Here is a 16825-nt window from a genome sequence, read left to right on the forward strand (position 1 = left end):
GCCGTGCCCGTCGTCCTCCGCGCCCTCGCCCTGGTTGTCCTCGCGAGCGCGAGGAACCGCGTCCGCTCGCAGCTCAGGCGGGTCCGGCAGCCGCGCTACCTCGTCGCGACCGCGATCGGCCTCCTGTACTGGGTCTTCTACTTCGTCCCGCTCGTCTTCGGGCGCGCCGCCCGGGGAGCGGGGCCGCGGCCGGGGGCCCCGGGCGCCTTCGTCGAGCTGGCGGTCACCGGCTTCGGCCTCCTCGCGATCTCCTTCTACTGGGTCTTCGGCGGCGACAAGGCCGCGGTCACGTTCTCCGAGGCGGAGGTCCAGCTCCTCTTCCCGGCGCCGCTCTCCCGCCGCCAGCTCCTCCACTGGCGGCTGCTCCGCGCGCTCGCGGCGAGCCTCCTCGGGGCGGCGTTCACCGCGCTCGTCCTCGGCCGCGGCCTCTCCGGGCGCCCGCTGCTCTTCACGCTCGGCGCGTGGGTCGCGTTCTCGACGCTCTCGTTCCACGGGGTCGCGGCGGCGCTCACGCGCGCGAGCCTGGCCGAGGCGGGGCTCTCGGGCCTGCGCCGCCGCCTGCTCACCCTCGCCGGCCTCGCGGCGGCGGTGCTGCTCCTCGCCTGGGGGATCCGCAGGGTCGCTCCGCCGGGCCCGTTCGTCCCGACCGCCGCGTACGCCGAGGCCTGGGCCGCCGCCGTCGACGCGTCGCCGCTCCGGTGGATCCTCTGGCCGGCCCGCGCGCCGGTCCGCCTCGCCCTCGCGCGCACGGCTTCCGACTTCCTCGGGGCGCTGCCCGGTGCGCTCACGGTGCTCGCGCTCCACTACGCGTGGGTGATGTCCTCGGCCGTGCAGTTCGAGGAGGCGTCGCTCGAGGCCTCGGAGCGCCGGGCGCGGAACGTCGAGGCGCTCCGCGCCGGCCGCGGGCCGGCCGCGTTCCGGGCGGGGAAGGTGCGCCGGCCGCCGTTCGCGCTCCGCGCGGAGGGGCCGCCGGAGATCGCCTTCCTTTGGAAGGGCCTCATCGCCGGGGGACGCGCCTTCGGGAGCCGCCGGACGATCGTCGCCGGCGTGGCCATGCTGGTCATGCTCGGTGCGATCGCGACGCCGTTCGCGCTGGAGCGCGGCGCGCGCGTCGGCGCCGGCGTCCTCTCGGCGACGCTCTGGGCCATGGCGGTCGTCTTCGGACCCCGGCTCGTCCGTTCCGACCTGCGCGCGGACACGGGCAGCCTGGAGCTGCTCCGGTCGCTGCCCATCCGCGGCGCGCGCATCATCCGCGGCGCGCTGCTCGCGCCGGCGCTGACCCTCGCGGTGGTGCAGTGGATCCTGCTGCCGTTCATGGCTGCGGGGCTCGCCGCGGCGGTCGACGAGGGGACGACGGTGGCCGCATTCATCGCCTGCGCGGCGGTCCTCGGCCCGGCGCTCTCGCTCGCCCTCGTCGCCATCCAGAACGGGATCCTGGTGCTGCTGCCCGGCTGGGCGGCCGCGAGCGACCGCCCGCGCGGGCCCGAGGCGCTCGGGATGAACGTGCTCATGTCGCTCGGGAACCTGCTCGCGCTGGCCGTCGCGATGATCCCCCCGGGCGTGGTCGGGGCCGTCCTGGCCTGGGCGGTGGAGCCGCTCGCGGGGGCGCACGCCGCGTGGGTCGCCGCGGCGGCCGCGGCGGCGCTCGTGCTGGTCGTCGAGGTGTGGGCGGCCACGCTCGCGCTCGGCGCCGCCTTCGACCGCCTGGACGTCTCGGAGCCGTGAGGCGCACGCCGCGCGGCCGGCCCGCGGCTCGCTCCATCCACCCGTTCGCCCCGAGCCCTTCGACTCCGGCGCTTCGCGCCTGCGCGCGCTACGACTCCTTCAGCGACGCGACCTCCGCCGCGAGGTCCTTGTTCTTCTGGACGTAGCGGGCGACCTCGCCGTTCAGGAAGTCGTTCTCGCCCTTCAGGTCCTCGAGCTCCTCGTCCACCTTCGCGAGCCGAGCCTTGAGGCGCGCCGTCTCCACCGGATCGGCGGCCGGCATCGGCGGCGGCCTCGGGCCCGCGGACGCCGCCTCGAGCTCCTGGATGCGCTTCCGGGCGGAGAGCTCGGCGCGCGCCCGCGCCTCGAGGTGCTTCTCGAGCTCGACGAGCGCGTTCCGCAGGCGCGCCACCTCCGCGGCGTGGCGCTTCTCGACCTCGCCCGCGTCGGCGGAGATCGCCTGGCGGCGCCGCTCCGCGTCCTCCACGCTGCGGTGGAGCTCCGCGCGGGCCTTCTCCACCTCGGCGCGGGCGCGCTCCACGTCGGCCGCCCGCGCGTTCCGCTCCGCCTCGACCTCGGCGATCCGCCGCCGGGCGGCGCCGAGCTCCGACTCGAGCCGCGCCGCGGAGCCCTGGATCTTCCCCGCCTCGACCGAGAGCCGCTCCTCCGCGCGCGCCCGCTCCGCGGCGGCGCTCTGGGCGGCGCGCGAGGCCGTCTCGGCGGCCTGCGTGCGCTGCTGGACGAGCTCGCGGAGGGAACCGACCTGCTCGCGCAGCGAGGCGACCTCCTTCTTGAGCCGCGAGGCCTCCTCGGCGACCGGCTCGAGCTTCGCGAGCCGCTGCACCTCCGCCTCGAGCCGCCGCGCGCGCTCGCGCTCGGCGTCCCCCTCGCGGCGGGCGCTCTCCACCTCCCGCCCCACCTGGTCGCGCTCCGCGGCCGCCTGCGCCGCCCGGCGCTCGGCCTCGGCGCGGGCGCCCTCGACGCGCGCGAGCTCGCCCCGCGTCCCCTCCGCCGTCGCGCGGCCCTCGTCGAGCGCGGCGCCGAGATCCGCGATCCGCTGCTCCGCCGCGGCGAGCTCCGCCGCCTTCGCCTGGAACGCGTGCTCGGCCGCGACGGCCTTCTCGTCGTACGCGCGGGTCTCGGCCCGCGCCTGCCTGAGCAGCTCCTCGAGCTGCGTCCGGGCCGCCGACGCGCGCTGGGCCTCGGCCTCGAGCGCCGCGATCCGCTCGCCCGCCTCGGCGAGCTCGCCGCGCGCGGCGTCGGTCCGGCCGTCCGCCTCCTCGACGAGGCCCCGGAGCTCCGCCTCCCGCCGCTCCGCCTCCACCCGCGCCTCGGCGGACGCCGCGTCCTTCTCGGCGAGCGCCGCGTCCCGGGCCGCCACCTCGCCCTCGAGCCGCTCCCGCTCGGCGACCAGCGCCTCCTTCTCCGCGGCGAGCGCGGCGAAGCGCTCCTCGCCGGCCGCGATCCGCGCCTCGGCCGCCGCGAGGGTCGCCGCCGCGTCCGCGCGCTCCGCGACGCGCTCGGCGTCGGCGCGCGCCAGGGCGTCCGCGTGCGCCGTGTCCGCCTCGGCGCGGGCGGCCTCGAACCGGGCGCGCTCCTCGGCGCGCTCCGCCTCGAGCCCCGCGACGGTGCGCGCGTGGCTCTCGCGGGCCTCGGCGAGCTCCGCCTCGAGCCGCGCGCGCGCCTCCTCGGCCTGCGCGACGCGCGCCGACCAGGACTGCTCGGCGGCCTCGTGCTGCTGCATCGTCTCGTTCAGCACCTCCGACAGCGAGCGACGCGTCGAGTCGCTCTCGTCGAGCTGTCGCCGGAGATCCTCGAGGCGCGCCGCCTGGGCGGCCGCGTCCTGCGCCGCCTCCTGGAGGCGGTGGTCGAGCTCCTCGCCGCGCTGCCGCTCGGCGGCGAGGTCGCCCTGGAGCAGGTCGCGCTCACCGGCGAGCTCGGCCCCCTCCGCCTTGAGCGTCGTGAGCGCGTCGCGGAGCTTCGCGAGGAACGCGTCGCGGGCGCGGAGTCGGTCGCGGAAGTACTCGAGCTTCTCGTCGGGCGTGCCCTTCGGCGGCGCGGGGTCGCGGGGCCACTCGGCGAGCACGTCGGTCGGGTCGAGGCGGGCCGCGGGCTTCACCTTCCCGAGCGTCGCCTGCGGCCGCGGGGGCGGCGGCGCGGCCGCGGGCGGCGGGGGCGGTGCGCCGGCGAAGGGCGCGGCCGGCTTCGCCGCCGGGACCGGCGGCGGGACCGGAGGCGGCGCGCTCCGCGCCGGGGGGCGCACCGGCGGGGCGGCGCCACCCGCGGCGGCGAGCGCGGCGGCGAGGCCGCGGGCGGCGACCTGCCCGGAGTCGACGCGCTGGAGCACGGGCGGCGCCTCCCCGTCGCCCGCCGCGGGAGCGCTCCCGTCGAGCCGGGGCGCGGCGGGCGGCGCGGGAGGCGGGGGCGGGGCGGGCGCGTCGGCGTTCAGCAGCGCCGCGGCGCGGCCGAGCAGCTCCGCGAGGTCGAAGGGCTTCTTGAGATAGTCGTCGGCGCGGGTGCGGGTCGCCCGGTGCGCCTCGATCGCCGCGTCCGTCGCCTCCCCGGTGTAGAGGAGCAGCGGCACCGTGGAGAGCGCGCGCTTCAGCCGGTTGCACACGGAGAAGCCGCTCATGTCCGGGAGCTCGGCGGCGAGCAGGATCAGATCCGGCACCGCCTGCTTGCAGCTCTCGACCGCGGGCTCTCCCGCGGAGACGGCGGTGACGGAGAAGCCGGCCGGCCCGAAGGCGCGGCGGATCTCCTCGGCGAGCCCGGTGTCCGGCTCGACCAGGAGGACGTGAAAGCTCATGGTGATCGGCATGGTACCGCCGATCGGCGGATCCCGAGAAACGCGGGCCGGAATCGATATCGCACATGGCGGAGGGGCTGGCCCCGCGGACGCGGACCGGGTACCTACACGGCGTGCCGACCTACTCCGTCACCCTCGAGACCGATCAGCCGCGCGCAGAGGACCTCTCCGCCGAGCTCTGGGAGCACGGCGCGAGCGGGGTGGAGGTGCGGGACGGGGAGGGTACGCCGATGCCGGGCCTCCCGGTGCCGCCGCCCGGCCGCGCGATCCTGGTCGCCTGGTTCGCCGACCTCGACGCGGCCGGCGCCGCCGCGGCCGCGCTCGGGGGCGCCGTCGCCGAGGTGCCGGACGAGGACTGGGGCGAGACGTGGAAGAAGGGGCTCGGTCCGATGACGATCGGCCGGGTCTTCGTCCGCCCGTCGTGGGTGGACGCGCCCGTCCCCGCCGGCCTCGCCGAGGTGGTGCTGGACCCCGGGATGGCGTTCGGGACCGGCACGCACCCCACCACCTCGCTCTGCCTCGCGGCGCTCTCCGACCTGCTCGCGGCGCGCCCGGGCGCCTCGGTGCTCGACGTCGGCACCGGCTCCGGCCTCCTCGCCATCGCGGCGCGGAAGCTCGGTGCCGGCCGCGTCGCCGGGAACGACAACGATCCGGTCGCGGTCGACGTCGCGCGGGAGAACGCCGAGCGGAACGGCGCCTCGCTCGAGCTGACGGTCGCGCCGCTCCCGGCGATCCGCGGCCCCTTCGACCTCGTCGTCGCGAACATCCTCGCGAACACGCTCGTCGAGCTCGCGCCGCAGCTCGCCGCCCAGCTCGCCCCGGGCGGCGTCGTGCTCCTCTCCGGCATCCTCGCGCCGCAGGCGGACGAGGTCCGCGCCGCGTACGTCGCGCAGGGGCTCGCGCCGGTCCCGGGCGGCGACCGCCTCGAGGGCGAGTGGGCGCTCCTCGCGCTGGGGAAGAAGCACGCGTGACCGTCCGGCGCGTCCACCTCCCTCCGGCGCGGATCGCCGGGGACCGCGCGGCGCTCACGGAGGAGGCGCGTCACTACCTGCGCGACGTGCTCCGGCTGGCCGCCGGCGCGGCGATCGAGGTCTTCGACGGCGCAGGCGGCGCGTACGACGCGACCATCGGCCCCGGGTTCGAGGCGCTCGCCCTCGGGCCGCGCCGCGAGGCGCCGCGCGCCGGCGCGGAGATCGCGCTGCTCTTCGCGCTCTCCAAGGGCGAGAAGATGGACCTCGTCGTCCAGAAGGCGACGGAGCTCGGCGTCGCGGTCATCGCGCCGTTCGCGGCGGAGCGGTCGGTCGTGCGCCTCGAGGCGGAGAAGGGCGCGGAGCGCGCCGGCCGCTGGCGGCGGATCGCCGAGGAGGCGGCGCGGCAGTGCGGGCGCGCCGACGTGCCGGACGTCCTCGCGCCCGCGCCCCTCGCCGCCGCGCTCGCCGCGCTGCCGCCCGGCGCCGCCACGTTCGTGTTCCACCCCGGCGGCGCGCCGCTCGCGACGGCGACGCCGACGGGCGCACCGGTGTACGCCGCGGTGGTCGGACCGGAGGGCGGGCTCACCCCGGGCGAGCTCGAGGCGTGCGAGCGGGCGGGCGCCCGCCGCGCCGGGCTCGGCCCGCGCGTGCTCCGCGCGGAGACCGCGGCCATCGCGTCGGTGACGCTCCTCCAGGCGCGCTTCGGCGATCTCGGGTGATGACCCGCCGCGCGCGGGGCCGCTTGCTTGACCCCCGTCGCCTCCGCCCGTAGCCTCCCGGCGTGCGCTGTCCGCGGTGCCAGCAGGAGACGATGGACGGGGCGGTCTTCTGCCCCGCGTGCGGCGCGCCCCTCGCGCTCCGTCCGGAGCCCTCGGTCCGGCCGCTCGACGCGTCCGTCTCGCTCGATCGTCGCGCCGCCGTGCGGACGCCGGTCGCGACGGCGCCCCTCGCGCTCGCCGAGACGCAGGGCGACCTCACGCAGCGCCTCGATCCCGTACCGGAGCCGCCGGCCCGGACCCGAAACGTCGCGGCGCGCGCGCCCGCCGTCGTGGACCCCTCGCGCTCGCACTGGGACCTCGGGTCCGCCCTCGGGGGCGCCGCCGATCGGACCTTCGCGCCCGGCGAGCTACCGCTCCCCGCCGACTCCGCCCGGACGGGCCTCCTGCCGCGTCCCGCCGCAGGGCGCGCGCCGCCGCTCGATGCGCCCGGTCCGGTCGCGACCCGACCCGAGCCGTCCGGCCTCCCGCGCGCGTCGGTCGCGGCGGCCTCGGAGCCCGGAGGCCCCGCCCTCGCGGCCGAGGCGAGCCCCGAGCCCGCGCTCGACCTCGGCGCGCTCCCCGATCCCGAGGTGGACGCCGTCGAGGTGCACCTCCGCCGCGCTCCCACGTGGCGCCGCATCGCCGCATGGGCGATCGATTGCGCGCCGTTCGTGGCGCTGCTCGTGTTCGCCCTCCGCGCGCTCCAGGCGGGCGACGGCGTGGGCTCGACGTGGGGCCGCCTCGGCGCGGTCGCCGCGGACGCAGGGGTGACGCTGCCGGTGGCGGTCGGGACGGTGATCCTGCTGCTGGTCTACCAGACGCTCTGCCATGCGCTCGCCGGCGCCACCCTCGGCAAGTGGATCGCCGGGCTCCGCGTCGTGGGGCCGGACGGCGCGCGCCCGTCTCTGGGTCGCAGCACCGGGCGCGCGATCCTGTCCGTCGTGTCGGTCGCGGTGCTCGGCCTCGGGCTCCTCCTCGCCCTGTTCACGGTCAGCGGCAGGGCGCTGCACGACCTCCTCGCCCGGACGTGGGTGGTCGAGGCGCCTTGACCCCTGCCCGTGGGGGTCCTACAACCGACCACGTGCCGACGGACCTCGCCGCCCTCCTCGTGGACGAAGGAGCGGTCGCGGCCGACGCGATGGAGCGCGCCGAGGCGCGCCGCCGCGAGGCCGGCGGCGCGCTCGATACGGCGCTGCTCGAGCTCGGCCTCGTCGACGAGGAGCGGCTGGTCGACGCTCTTTCACGCGCGGCGGACCTCCCGCCGGCTCCGGCCGCGGCGTGGGAGGAGGCCGACCCCCGCGCGCGCCGGGTGTTCCCGTCCCGCGTCGCCGAGCGGCACGGGCTCGCCCCGTTCGCCCTCGGAGATCGCGAGCTCTCGCTCGTCGCCACGTACCCGGTCGACCTCGCGCTCCTCGACGAGATCAGCTTCATGCTCTCCCTCCACCTCACGGCGCACGTCGGGCCGGAGTGGCGGGTGCGAGCGCTCATCCACCGCCTCTACGGCGGCCCGCTCGAGCCGCGCCTCGCCGCGCTCGCGGCGGGGACCGGCGCGCCGCGCCCCGCGGACGCGCCGCCCGACCCCGCGCCGGCGGCCGCCGCGCCCGACGACGGCTTCGGCGCCCCGGACGCCTCCATCGCCGACGCGCCGCCCGTGCGCGCGGCGCGCCGCGGGTTCGCCCGCGACGCGTCCGAGCCGCTCGAGCCGCTCGCCGCCGCGCTCGCCCAGGCGCTCGAGTCCGAGGACCTCGCGTCGCTGTTCGTGGACGAGGAGGACTTCACGCGCGAGCCCGCCGCCGGCCCCGCGCCGGCGTCGCCGGACGCCTCGGAGGACGAGCTCGCCGGGCCGCCCGCGCCCGCTTCCGACGAGGTCGATCCCCGGCGCGAGGAGGAGGCGGGGGACGCGGAGCCGGAGCCCGCGCCGCGCGCCGCGCCGGACCGGACCGCCCCGCCGCGGTGGTCCCTCGACGAGGCGCGCGCCACGCTCGCCGCCGCCCCGACGCGCGAGGAGGTGGTCCTCGCGGCGCTGCGCTACGCGCGCGACTTCTTCGAGTTCGCCGCGATGTTCGCGGTCACCCGCGACGCGGTCGTGGGGCACGACGCGCTCGGGACGGAGGACGCGCGGGAGCGCTGCCGCGGCGTCGCGATCTACACGAGCGACCCCGGCCTCTTCCGGACGGTCATCGACACCCGCGCCCCGCACCTCGGGCCGATGCCGCGCGGGGCCTCGGGCAACGAGGCGATCCTCGACGGCCTCGCGCGCGGCACCCCGCGCACGACGCTCGTCTTCCCGGTGCTGCTCCGGGACCGGACCGTGTGCGTGCTCTACGCCGACAACGGCGAGGCGCCGGTGTCGCCGCGCCGGCTCGGCAATCTCCTGCTGCTGCTCTCGGCGCTGGGCGCCGCCTTCGAGCGGCTCATCCGCGACCGCAAGGACCGCCGGCGGGGGCGCGCCGCGCCTCCCGCTCGCCCCGAGCCCGTCGAAGGTCGAGCCGATTCCGCGGCGCAGGTGGAGCCCCGGCCGCATGCGGACGAGGGCTTTGCCGCCCCCGAGCGACCGGAGGACGCCGGCGGCTGGGTCGCGCCCGCGCCCGCGGCGGTGACGCCGACGCGTGCTCCGCCGGCCGTGCCCGAGCACGTCGACCCCTGGATGGCGCACGAGCCCGGGCACGCCGCGCTCGACGAGGTCGACATCGACGTGAGCGATCCCGCGCTGGTCGCTGCGGCCGCCTTCGACGCGGAAGACCTCGCCGCCGCGCTGGTCGAGACCGCGCCCGGCAGCGCCGCGCGGCAGGACGCGATCCGGCGCCTCGCGGGCCACCCCGCCCAGGCGCTGCCCGCCCTGATCGCCCGGCTCCCCGGCCCCGTCGAGACGGACGACGCCGCGCCGGAGCCCGCCGCCCTCGGCCCGATCCCGGCCGCCCTCGCCGCGCTCGGCGCCCGCGCCGTCCCGGCGCTCCTCGACGTGGTGGCGGATCCGGATCCCGCCCGGCGCCGCGCGGCGACGGTCCTGCTCGGCGCCGCCGGCGACCCCGCGACGTTCTCCGCCCTCGTCGAGCGCGCCCTGGATGCCGACCCGCTCGTCGCGTCCGCCGCGGTCGGCGCGCTCGGGCAGCACCGGCGCGATCCCGCGATGCGCGGCGTCTCGGAGAAGCTCCGGCGCGCGCTGCTCTCGGGGCTGCCGGCGCGATCCGCGAGCGCCGCGCGCGCGCTCGGCGCGCTGCGCGACGCGGAGGCGATCCCGCTCCTCGTGCAAGTGCTCGAGGCGATGGACGCCGCCGCCCGCGACGCCGCCGCCGACGCGCTCGCGCGCATCACGCTCCAGCGGCTCGGGACGGATCCCCGCCGGTGGCTCGGGTGGTGGAAGGAGAACCGCGGCCGCGGTCGCGCCGAGTGGCTCTTCTCCGGCCTCACGAGCGCGGATCGCGCGGTGCGCGTCGAGGCCGCCGCGGAGCTCGCCGACGCCGCGGCGCCGCCGGTCGACTACTCGGCCGACGCGCCGCCCGCCGAGCGCGAGAGCGCGGCGCGCGCCTGGGCCGGCTGGTGGGCCCGCTCCGGACGGATCCTGTAGCGGCTCGTCCAGCTCCGCTCGCGCCGCGTGGCGCGCGCGAGCGCGCGGGGCCGGAGGCGGCGCGCACCCCGCGCGGTCCGGAACCGCGCTCCAGCAGGGGTTTCTTCGCGCGCGCCACGCGGCGGAAGCGCTTGCCCCGGTCGGATCGCGGTCGCTATGCTCGCGGCCCACCCGAGCGCACCCCCGCGAGGCCCTTCACATGCCCGAGTCGATCGATCCCGATCCGCGCAGAGCGCTGCTCGACCAGCTGAACGCCCGGGCCGAGAAGGGCGGCGGGGACGATCGCATCGCCCGGCAGCACCGCGACGGGAAACTCACCGCGCGTGAACGGATCGACGCGTTCCTCGACCCGGGCACGTTCGTCGAGCTGGACAAGTTCAAGACCCACCGCTGCGCGGACTTCGGGATGGACCAGCACAAGGTGCTGGGGGACGGCGTCGTCACCGGCTACGGGCTCGTCGAGGGCCGGCAGGTGTTCGTCTTCGCGCAGGACTTCACGGTGTTCGGCGGGTCGCTGTCCGGCGCGTTCTCCGAGAAGATCTGCAAGGTGATGGACCGGGCGATGGAGGTCGGCTGCCCCGTCATCGGCCTCAACGACTCGGGCGGCGCGCGCATCCAGGAGGGCGTCGTCTCGCTCGCGGGCTACGCGGACATCTTCCTGCGGAACACGCTCGCGTCGGGGCTCGTCCCGCAGATCTCCGTCATCATGGGCCCGTGCGCGGGCGGCGCCGTGTACAGCCCCGCCATCACCGACTTCATCTTCATGGTGAAGGACACCTCGTACATGTTCATCACCGGCCCGGACGTGATCCGGGCGGTGACGCACGAGGAGGTGACGAAGGAGGACCTCGGCGGCGCGCGGACCCACGCGACGCGCTCCGGCGTCGCCCACTTCGCCCTCGACACCGAGGAGGCGACGCTCCGGGCGGTGCGCGAGCTCGTGAGCTTCCTCCCGCTGAACAACGCCGACGACCCGCCGGTCCAGCCCTGCTCGGACGACGTGGCCCGCCGCGACGACGCCCTCAAGACGCTCGTCCCGGACAGCCCGACCCGCCCCTACGACATGAAGGAGGTGATCCGGGCGATCGTCGACGATCGGCACTTCTTCGAGGTGTCCGAGCACTTCGCGACGAACATCGTGATCGGGTTCGCGCGGCTGAACGGCAAGCCCGTCGGGATCGTCGCGAACCAGCCGGCGATGCTCGCCGGCGTCCTCGACATCGACGCCTCCGTGAAGGCCGCCCGGTTCGTGCGCTTCTGCGACGCCTTCAACATCCCGCTCCTCACGCTCGTCGACGTCCCCGGCTTCCTCCCCGGTACGGACCAGGAGTGGAACGGGATCATCAGCCACGGCGCGAAGCTCCTGTTCGCGTTCGCCGAGGCGACCGTCCCGAAGGTCACCGTCATCACGCGGAAGGCGTACGGCGGCGCCTACGACGTCATGGCCTCGAAGCACATCCGCGCCGACGTGAACTACGCCTGGCCGGGCGCCGAGGTCGCGGTGATGGGCCCCGAGGGCGCGGTGAACATCATCTTCAGGAAGGAGCTCGCCGCCGCGAAGGACCCGGTCGCCGAGCGCGCGCGCCTCATCCAGGAGTACCGGGACAAGTTCGCGAACCCGTACAAGGCGGCGGAGCTCGGCTACGTGGACGAGGTGATCAAGCCGGAGGACACCCGGCCCAAGGTCATCCGCGCGTTCGAGATGCTGCGGACGAAGCGGCAGGAGAACCCGCCCAAGAAGCACGGGAACATTCCGCTGTAGGGGCGCTCGTCGAAGGGTCGCCTCGGCGGTTCTCGGAAGTCCTCCCCTCTCCCCCACCGGGGGAGAGGGCCAGGGTGAAGGCGGCGGACGCGCCCGTCGAACCCATCAATCCACGGACACGAGCTGATCCTGCTCGACGTAGCAGACGGTCGGCTCCTCCGACAGCGCAGGTGCCCTCGAATCGTCGAGGCTCATCGCGAACCCGTTGATGATTCCCCACTCGGACAGGATGTGCCCGCCGTACTCGGCTGCCAGCAGCGTGGCGACCGCGTGGAGGTCCCGGACGTCGGCGTTCAGGATCACGATCCATCGTCCGCTCACGCCGCCGCTCGTCGGCACGATGAGCTTCGCCGGGGGCTGCGTGCCGCCCGGGCCGCACGCGTAAGCAGTCTGCGGCTGGTCGACGCGGCTCGGGCTCGAGCCGCCGCAACCGAGGGCCACGCCGGCAGCCACGATCAAGGAGAGCAACGCGTTCCGAGTCATCTCCGCTCCATGGCGTCAACGCACCGTGGATAGGGAACCCGGGCCTCACGTTTCGCGCAAGGGTTTGCGTCGTTGCGGCGATTCACCGCGCTCGTGAAGGTTGATGGCCGTCGACGCTCCGTGCGCGCGCGGGCTCCCGCTCCTGCGCTCCTCGGGAGAACTTTCCCTCTCCCCCACCGGGGGAGAGGGCCAGGGTGAGGGGGCCGATCCATGCGGTGCTCGTGGGCGCGCTTGCTCGACGAGTCCGCCGGGTCGCACCGTGCCGCTCCAACACGCCCAGGTCGTCGACGCCGAGAATCGGACCTGATGTTGTTCCCAGCAATGGGCGGACACGGGCGGGTGAGCTGGCTTCCATGGCGCGGTCCGAACCCGGTGCGCTGGACGCTCGCCCTCGCGCTCTGCGTGGTCGCCGCCTTCGCGGCCGGCTTCCCGTCGGAATGGCGGGACGTAGCCGGCAGGCCGGCGGAGTGGTGGAACGCCTCCGTCCCGCCGCTGGCGACCTGGGCGGCCCTCGCCGCGCTCGCGGTGGCCCTGCCGCTGTGGCCTCTCCGGCGAAAGGAACCGTTCGTGTGACCGTGGCGCGGCCCCGACCCGCTGCGGAACACGCTGGCGTTCGTGATGACGCTGAGCGCGATCGCAGCCGTGCTGCTCGAGCTCGCCACGCTCGAGCGGCGCGCACTTCATGGCACGACGGGCAGGGTTCCCGGGGTGTGGATGCTCGTCTCGGCGACGCTGATGTTCGCGAGCGCCGTCGTCTCGACGCGGCGACGCGGGTGGGCGTGGCTGTGGGCCTGCAACGCGGCCGTGTATTGGTGGCTCTTCCTGAACTGACGCCTGGAGACCGTCGACGCCGCTCAGCCGCGCTCCACGAGCCCCGCGAGCTTCGCCAGTGACGACCGCCACCCGGCCTCGTTGTCGGCGGGCGGCACGCCGGGCGGCAGCCCGTCGTGCACGGCGAAGAGCTCCGTGCCACCGTCCGCGTCGTCGAGCGTGATCGTGATCGTCATCTCGCCCTGCAGCGCGGGATCCGCCGTCTCGAACTCGACCACCTCGACGACCTGCTCGTCCGGCACGAGCTTCACGAACCGGCCGTGGTACGTGTCGGTCTGCGCGGTCGTCTTCCCGGTCCCGGTCGGCGCGTCGTAGGTGAGCGAGATCCGGAACACGCCGCCCTCGCGCGGCTCGAACGCGTGCACGTGGCTCGTCATGCCGGTAGGCACCATCCACGTCGCGACGGCGCGCGGGTCGAGGAGCGCGCGGTAGACGCGGGCGCGGGGCGCGTTCAGGTGGCGCCGGATGCGGGTGGTGCTCACGAGGAACAACTAGGCTCGCGCAGCCCGCCGGGCAACCCGACCCTGACGCCGCGCGCTCACGGCTCCGGGGGCGTCTGCGGGCCCGGCGCGGGCCCTTGCCGCCTCCACCCGTCGTACGCCGAGGCGCTCCGCGCGCAGCCGACCGTGCACTGAGCGGCGCACGGCTTCGGCGTGTGGAACTGCCGCGCGAGCTCGTCGGACCCGTACTCGGCGAGGTCCTTCGAGAACAGCCCGACGGTCTGGCTGCACCAGTGGACCTTCCCGAACTCGTCGACGTACAGGTACCGCGATCCGGCGCGGCAGGCGAACGGCGCCTCTCCGTGCTCGATCAGGTGCTGACGGTAATCGCCCGACTCCCGCCCGCCGCGGCCGAGCAGCCGCTTCACCTCCTCGAACGCGGCGAGCTCGTCCGGGCCGAGGCTGAGGCGCCCCGAGCCGTCGTGCAGCAGGACGATGCGCGCGGTGAGGCCCAGGCCGCGCGTGAACCGGACCACCTCCAGCGCCTCCGACGGCGGAGCGCTCCCGATCACGGCGCTCACCACGACCTTGAACCGGGCCGCCCGCGCGAGGAGCTCGAGGCGCCCGCGCAGGTTGTCGAGCACCTTGATCGTCGTGGCGTTGGGCGACACGCCGTCGATGCTGATCTGCAGGTCGGTCAGACCGGCGTCGTTGAGCGCCTCGACGAGCGGCTTCCCGAGCCGGAAGCCGTTCGTGATGATCTGGCGCCGCCGGATCCCGAGCTCCGTCATCCGCCGGACGAGTCGGGCCAGCTCCGGGTGCATCGTCGGCTCGCCGCCGCTGAAGCACACCATCCACGTCCGGAGCTGCCACAGCTTCTCGAGCCGCTGCTCGAGGAGCTCGAACGGGACCGGCGCCGACGTGCGGTCGTACTCGTTGCAGTAGCCGCAGGTGAGGTTGCATCGCCGCGTCACCACGAGGTGCGCGAGGAACGGCCCGTGGTGCAGCCAGTCCGCCAGCGGTAGCCGCGGGGCGGACGACGCCTCGGCGGGGACCTCCGGCGACGGCACGTGCTCGCTCGAGATCATCGAGCCACCTCCTCCCGGCGACGCGAGCTCCACCTGCGGTGCGGCGGAACGCAGGCGGGCGAGCGCGCCGCGGCCGAGGACGGCCAGTCCGAGCGCCGTCTCGGGGATGAACTGCATCATGTGGTACAGCACGCCGACCGCGACGCCCTGCTCCGGGGTCGCCCCGACGATCAGACACGCTGCGGTGGCCCCCGCCTCGAAGAGGCCCATCTGGCCCGGCGTGGCGGGGAGCGCGTTGGTGAGGTTCACGAACAGGAGGACCAGGGCGACCCCGGCGTAGGACGGCGGGATCGCCACGGCGGTCATCGCGAGGGCGATCTGACCGAGGTCGACCAGCCACATCGCCACCGTGAGCCCGAGCACGACGCCCGCCTCGCGCGGGCTCGCGAGCACCGCGAGGCCGTCCGAGAGACCGCGCAGCACGCCGCTCGCCCGCGTGCGCCCGGCGAGCGCGAGCCAGCCCAGGAGCGCCAGCGCCACGATCGCGCCGGCGGTCACCAGCGCGAGCACGAGTCGCACGCGTCCGGGCAGGTGGAGGAGGAGCAGCAGCGGCAGGCACAGCAGGCCGAGGACCGTGGCGTTGCTGATCTCCTCGAGGGCGAGCGCGCTCACGGCGCCGGCGATCGGCACCCCGTCGCGGCGCACGAGGACGGCGCGCACGGCCAGGCCTGCGCGCGCCGGGAGGAGGTTCGTGAACGCGCAACCGGCGAGGCAGTACGCGTAGAGCCTCGGGAAGGAGACGCGCTGGATCGGGTCGAGCAAGACCTGCCAGCGCCATGCCTTCACCCCGAGGAACAGGGACAGGTGGGCGGCCGTCATCAGGAGGACGAGCCGGTAGTCGACCCCGGCGAGCGCCCGGCCGAGGGCACCCGGGTCGACCTGGCGGGCGAGGTAACGGACGCAGAGCGCCAGCACGACGATCGCCGCGAGCCAGCGCAGGCGGGCTCGTGCGCGTTCTCCGATCGCGAGCTTTCGCATCGGCGGGCCTCGGTCGACCGAGGGCGTATTACCGGCCAATCGCACCGCCGCCACCGAGCCGCCCCGCCCTGCACCACGTGCTCGTCTCGACGCCGAGCCGCAGCAGGTGACTCCCGACGCAGCGGTTCCGGCCCGTGACCCCGGTCCGCACGACGGAGCAAGATCCGGTCGGGTCGCCTGGGCCGCTCTCGGTCAAGCGGAGTCGGCCGAACGGGGGCGTCGCGCGCGCTCGGCGGGCGGCGGGGGGCGCGCGGCCGCGCGGAACACGTACAGACGGTGTACGGGGTAATTCCACGCGAGGCCCACCACGACGGACGCAGCGATGACGCCCGGCACCGCCGGGACGCCAGCGCCGTCCACGAGCGCGTAGGCGACCGCCAGGTTGAGCGCGAGCGAGACCGTGGACGCCGCGACGTAGCGCAGCCCCTCGCGTCCGATACCCGCCCGGTGCGCCCGATCGAAGGCCCACCACCGCTTCAGCGAGAAGTCGGTGACGGCGCCGGTCACGGCCCCCGCCGCCGCTGCCGCGAGGTAATGCACCCCGAGGAGCACGAGCCCCGTCACGAGCAGCCACTCGAGCCCCGACGCGATCGCCGCCGTCACGTTCGCGCGCGCGAACCGGCCGGCCTCCGCCGCGACGCCCCGGGCGCCCCGGCTCATCTGCGGCGGAGCTCCCGGCGCGTGTGGCGCATCCGCAGCCAGCCGGTCCCGTTCGCGAGGACCGCGATGAGGCCGAGCACGACGAGCACCGGGAGGTGCAGCGCGAGCGCGCCGGCGGGCGTGGGGCGCCACGCCTGCCAGAGGCTCGAGCCGAGGGTTGCGGCCGCGAGCCAGACGGCGCGCTCGTGCCGCTGCATCAGCCCGAACGTCGCGTCGATCCCGTACACCTCCGCCTTGGCGCGCGTGTAGCTCACCATGACGGCGCCGGCGCACGCGCCGACGGCGAGGAGGAAGCCCCACCAGAGCGACCGGTAGTACCAGGCGTACCCGAAGAAGACCGCCATCTCGGCCCAGCGATCGATCGCGGCGTCGAGGACCTCGCCGGCGTCCGACGCCATCCCTCGCCCCCGCGCGACGGCGCCGTCGGCCGCGTCGCAGGCCGCGCCGACGATGAGCAGCAGCGCGCCCGTCCCGAAGCTGCCGTTCGCGAGGAGGATCGCCGACGCGCCCTGGAGGACGAGCGACGCCCAGCTGAACACGTCGGGGTGGATCTTGAGCCGGATCGCCGTGCGGGTCACCGGGCCGAACATCCACAGCCCGCACTCCATCGCGTACTTCGAGAGGAGGATGCTCCCGCCGGCCTTCTCCACGCGTGCGCTGCGCGGACGGCCGCGGATCGCGGTGGTGATGGCGAACGCGAGGAGCGCGAGCGAGAGCGCCGCGGCCACCAGCAGGGGCCCGGATCGGGCCACCGGCGCGAGCCACTCGAACGACAC

At 76.0% G+C, this 16825-nt stretch carries 14 protein-coding genes; 8 read left to right on the plus strand and 6 right to left on the minus strand.

The window, feature by feature from the left end; genetic code table 11:
- Positions 1–3: 3 nt before the first annotated feature.
- Positions 4–1725, plus strand: coding sequence for a putative ABC exporter domain-containing protein (locus AMOR_RS14115; RefSeq protein WP_248362203.1), 1722 nt, complete (start codon positions 4–6; stop codon positions 1723–1725).
- Between the two features lie 88 nt (positions 1726–1813).
- Here AMOR_RS14115 and AMOR_RS14120 read toward each other — a convergent pair whose 3' ends face one another.
- Complete coding sequence (locus tag AMOR_RS14120; RefSeq protein WP_248362206.1) at positions 1814–4510, minus strand: response regulator; 2697 nt, start codon at positions 4508–4510, stop codon at positions 1814–1816.
- Positions 4511–4623: 113 nt separating this feature from the next.
- On the opposite strand from AMOR_RS14120, the gene prmA reads away from it, so the two are divergent.
- The 5 genes from prmA to AMOR_RS14145 all read left to right on the plus strand — a co-directional run bounded on the left by prmA (position 4624) and on the right by AMOR_RS14145 (position 11569).
- Positions 4624–5481 carry a 50S ribosomal protein L11 methyltransferase gene (gene prmA / locus AMOR_RS14125; protein WP_248362209.1) on the plus strand — a complete coding sequence of 286 codons (858 nt, stop codon included), beginning with the start codon at positions 4624–4626 and terminating at the stop codon, positions 5479–5481.
- Positions 5478–6200: a 16S rRNA (uracil(1498)-N(3))-methyltransferase gene (locus tag AMOR_RS14130; RefSeq protein ID WP_248362212.1), complete on the plus strand. Its 723-nt coding sequence runs from the start codon at positions 5478–5480 to the stop codon at positions 6198–6200. Before prmA ends, AMOR_RS14130 begins: the two co-directional genes overlap by 4 nt.
- 62 nt (positions 6201–6262) lie before the next feature.
- A complete protein-coding gene (locus AMOR_RS14135; protein ID WP_248362216.1) occupies positions 6263–7288 on the plus strand; it encodes an RDD family protein in 1026 nt (341 codons plus the stop codon).
- 32 nt (positions 7289–7320) lie between these two features.
- Entirely contained in the window at positions 7321–9807 is a 2487-nt protein-coding gene (locus AMOR_RS14140; RefSeq protein ID WP_248362220.1) for a GspE/PulE/PilB domain-containing protein, read from the plus strand.
- Positions 9808–10006: 199 nt separating this feature from the next.
- Complete coding sequence (locus AMOR_RS14145; RefSeq protein WP_248362222.1) at positions 10007–11569, plus strand: acyl-CoA carboxylase subunit beta; 1563 nt, start codon at positions 10007–10009, stop codon at positions 11567–11569.
- Positions 11570–11674: 105 nt separating this feature from the next.
- Here the strand turns inward: AMOR_RS14145 and AMOR_RS14150 are convergent, their stop codons facing one another.
- Entirely contained in the window at positions 11675–12052 is a 378-nt protein-coding gene (locus AMOR_RS14150; RefSeq protein WP_248362225.1) for a protease inhibitor I9 family protein, read from the minus strand.
- 306 nt (positions 12053–12358) lie between these two features.
- Between AMOR_RS14150 and AMOR_RS14155 the strand changes: the two genes are divergently transcribed.
- Positions 12359–12625 (plus strand): hypothetical protein, encoded by a 267-nt coding sequence (locus tag AMOR_RS14155; RefSeq protein WP_248362228.1) that lies wholly within the window; start codon positions 12359–12361, stop codon positions 12623–12625.
- Positions 12626–12667: 42 nt separating this feature from the next.
- Positions 12668–12883 (plus strand): hypothetical protein, encoded by a 216-nt coding sequence (locus AMOR_RS14160; RefSeq protein ID WP_248362230.1) that lies wholly within the window; start codon positions 12668–12670, stop codon positions 12881–12883.
- A 23-nt stretch (positions 12884–12906) separates the two neighbouring features.
- Here the strand turns inward: AMOR_RS14160 and AMOR_RS14165 are convergent, their stop codons facing one another.
- The 4 genes from AMOR_RS14165 to AMOR_RS14180 all read right to left on the minus strand — a co-directional run bounded on the left by AMOR_RS14165 (position 12907) and on the right by AMOR_RS14180 (position 16825).
- The gene (locus AMOR_RS14165) at positions 12907–13365 is read right to left on the minus strand and encodes an SRPBCC family protein (protein ID WP_248362233.1); all 459 of its coding nucleotides are present in this window, start codon (positions 13363–13365) and stop codon (positions 12907–12909) included.
- Between the two features lie 56 nt (positions 13366–13421).
- A complete protein-coding gene (locus AMOR_RS14170) occupies positions 13422–15389 on the minus strand; it encodes a lysylphosphatidylglycerol synthase domain-containing protein (protein ID WP_248362236.1) in 1968 nt (655 codons plus the stop codon).
- Between the two features lie 192 nt (positions 15390–15581).
- Positions 15582–16049, minus strand: coding sequence for a GtrA family protein (locus tag AMOR_RS14175; RefSeq protein ID WP_248362238.1), 468 nt, complete (start codon positions 16047–16049; stop codon positions 15582–15584).
- Positions 16046–16825 (minus strand): CDP-alcohol phosphatidyltransferase family protein, encoded by a 780-nt coding sequence (locus AMOR_RS14180; protein WP_248362240.1) that lies wholly within the window; start codon positions 16823–16825, stop codon positions 16046–16048. The genes AMOR_RS14175 and AMOR_RS14180 overlap by 4 nt, the downstream gene beginning before the upstream one ends.

The sequence above is a fragment of the Anaeromyxobacter oryzae genome (genome assembly GCF_023169945.1).
GTDB lineage: Bacteria > Myxococcota > Myxococcia > Myxococcales > Anaeromyxobacteraceae > Anaeromyxobacter > Anaeromyxobacter oryzae.

Bases quoted from the DNA above. Each gene is read 5' to 3' on its own strand.
- AMOR_RS14175 (WP_248362238.1), bottom strand. From the start codon at position 16,049: ATGAGCCGGGGCGCCCGGGGCGTCGCGGCGGAGGCCGGCCGGTTCGCG.
- AMOR_RS14150 (WP_248362225.1), bottom strand. From the start codon at position 12,052: ATGACTCGGAACGCGTTGCTCTCCTTGATCGTGGCTGCCGGCGTGGCC.
- AMOR_RS14145 (WP_248362222.1), top strand. From the start codon at position 10,007: ATGCCCGAGTCGATCGATCCCGATCCGCGCAGAGCGCTGCTCGACCAG.
- AMOR_RS14155 (WP_248362228.1), top strand. From the start codon at position 12,359: ATGTTGTTCCCAGCAATGGGCGGACACGGGCGGGTGAGCTGGCTTCCA.
- AMOR_RS14170 (WP_248362236.1), bottom strand. From the start codon at position 15,389: ATGCGAAAGCTCGCGATCGGAGAACGCGCACGAGCCCGCCTGCGCTGG.
- AMOR_RS14120 (WP_248362206.1), bottom strand. From the start codon at position 4,510: ATGAGCTTTCACGTCCTCCTGGTCGAGCCGGACACCGGGCTCGCCGAG.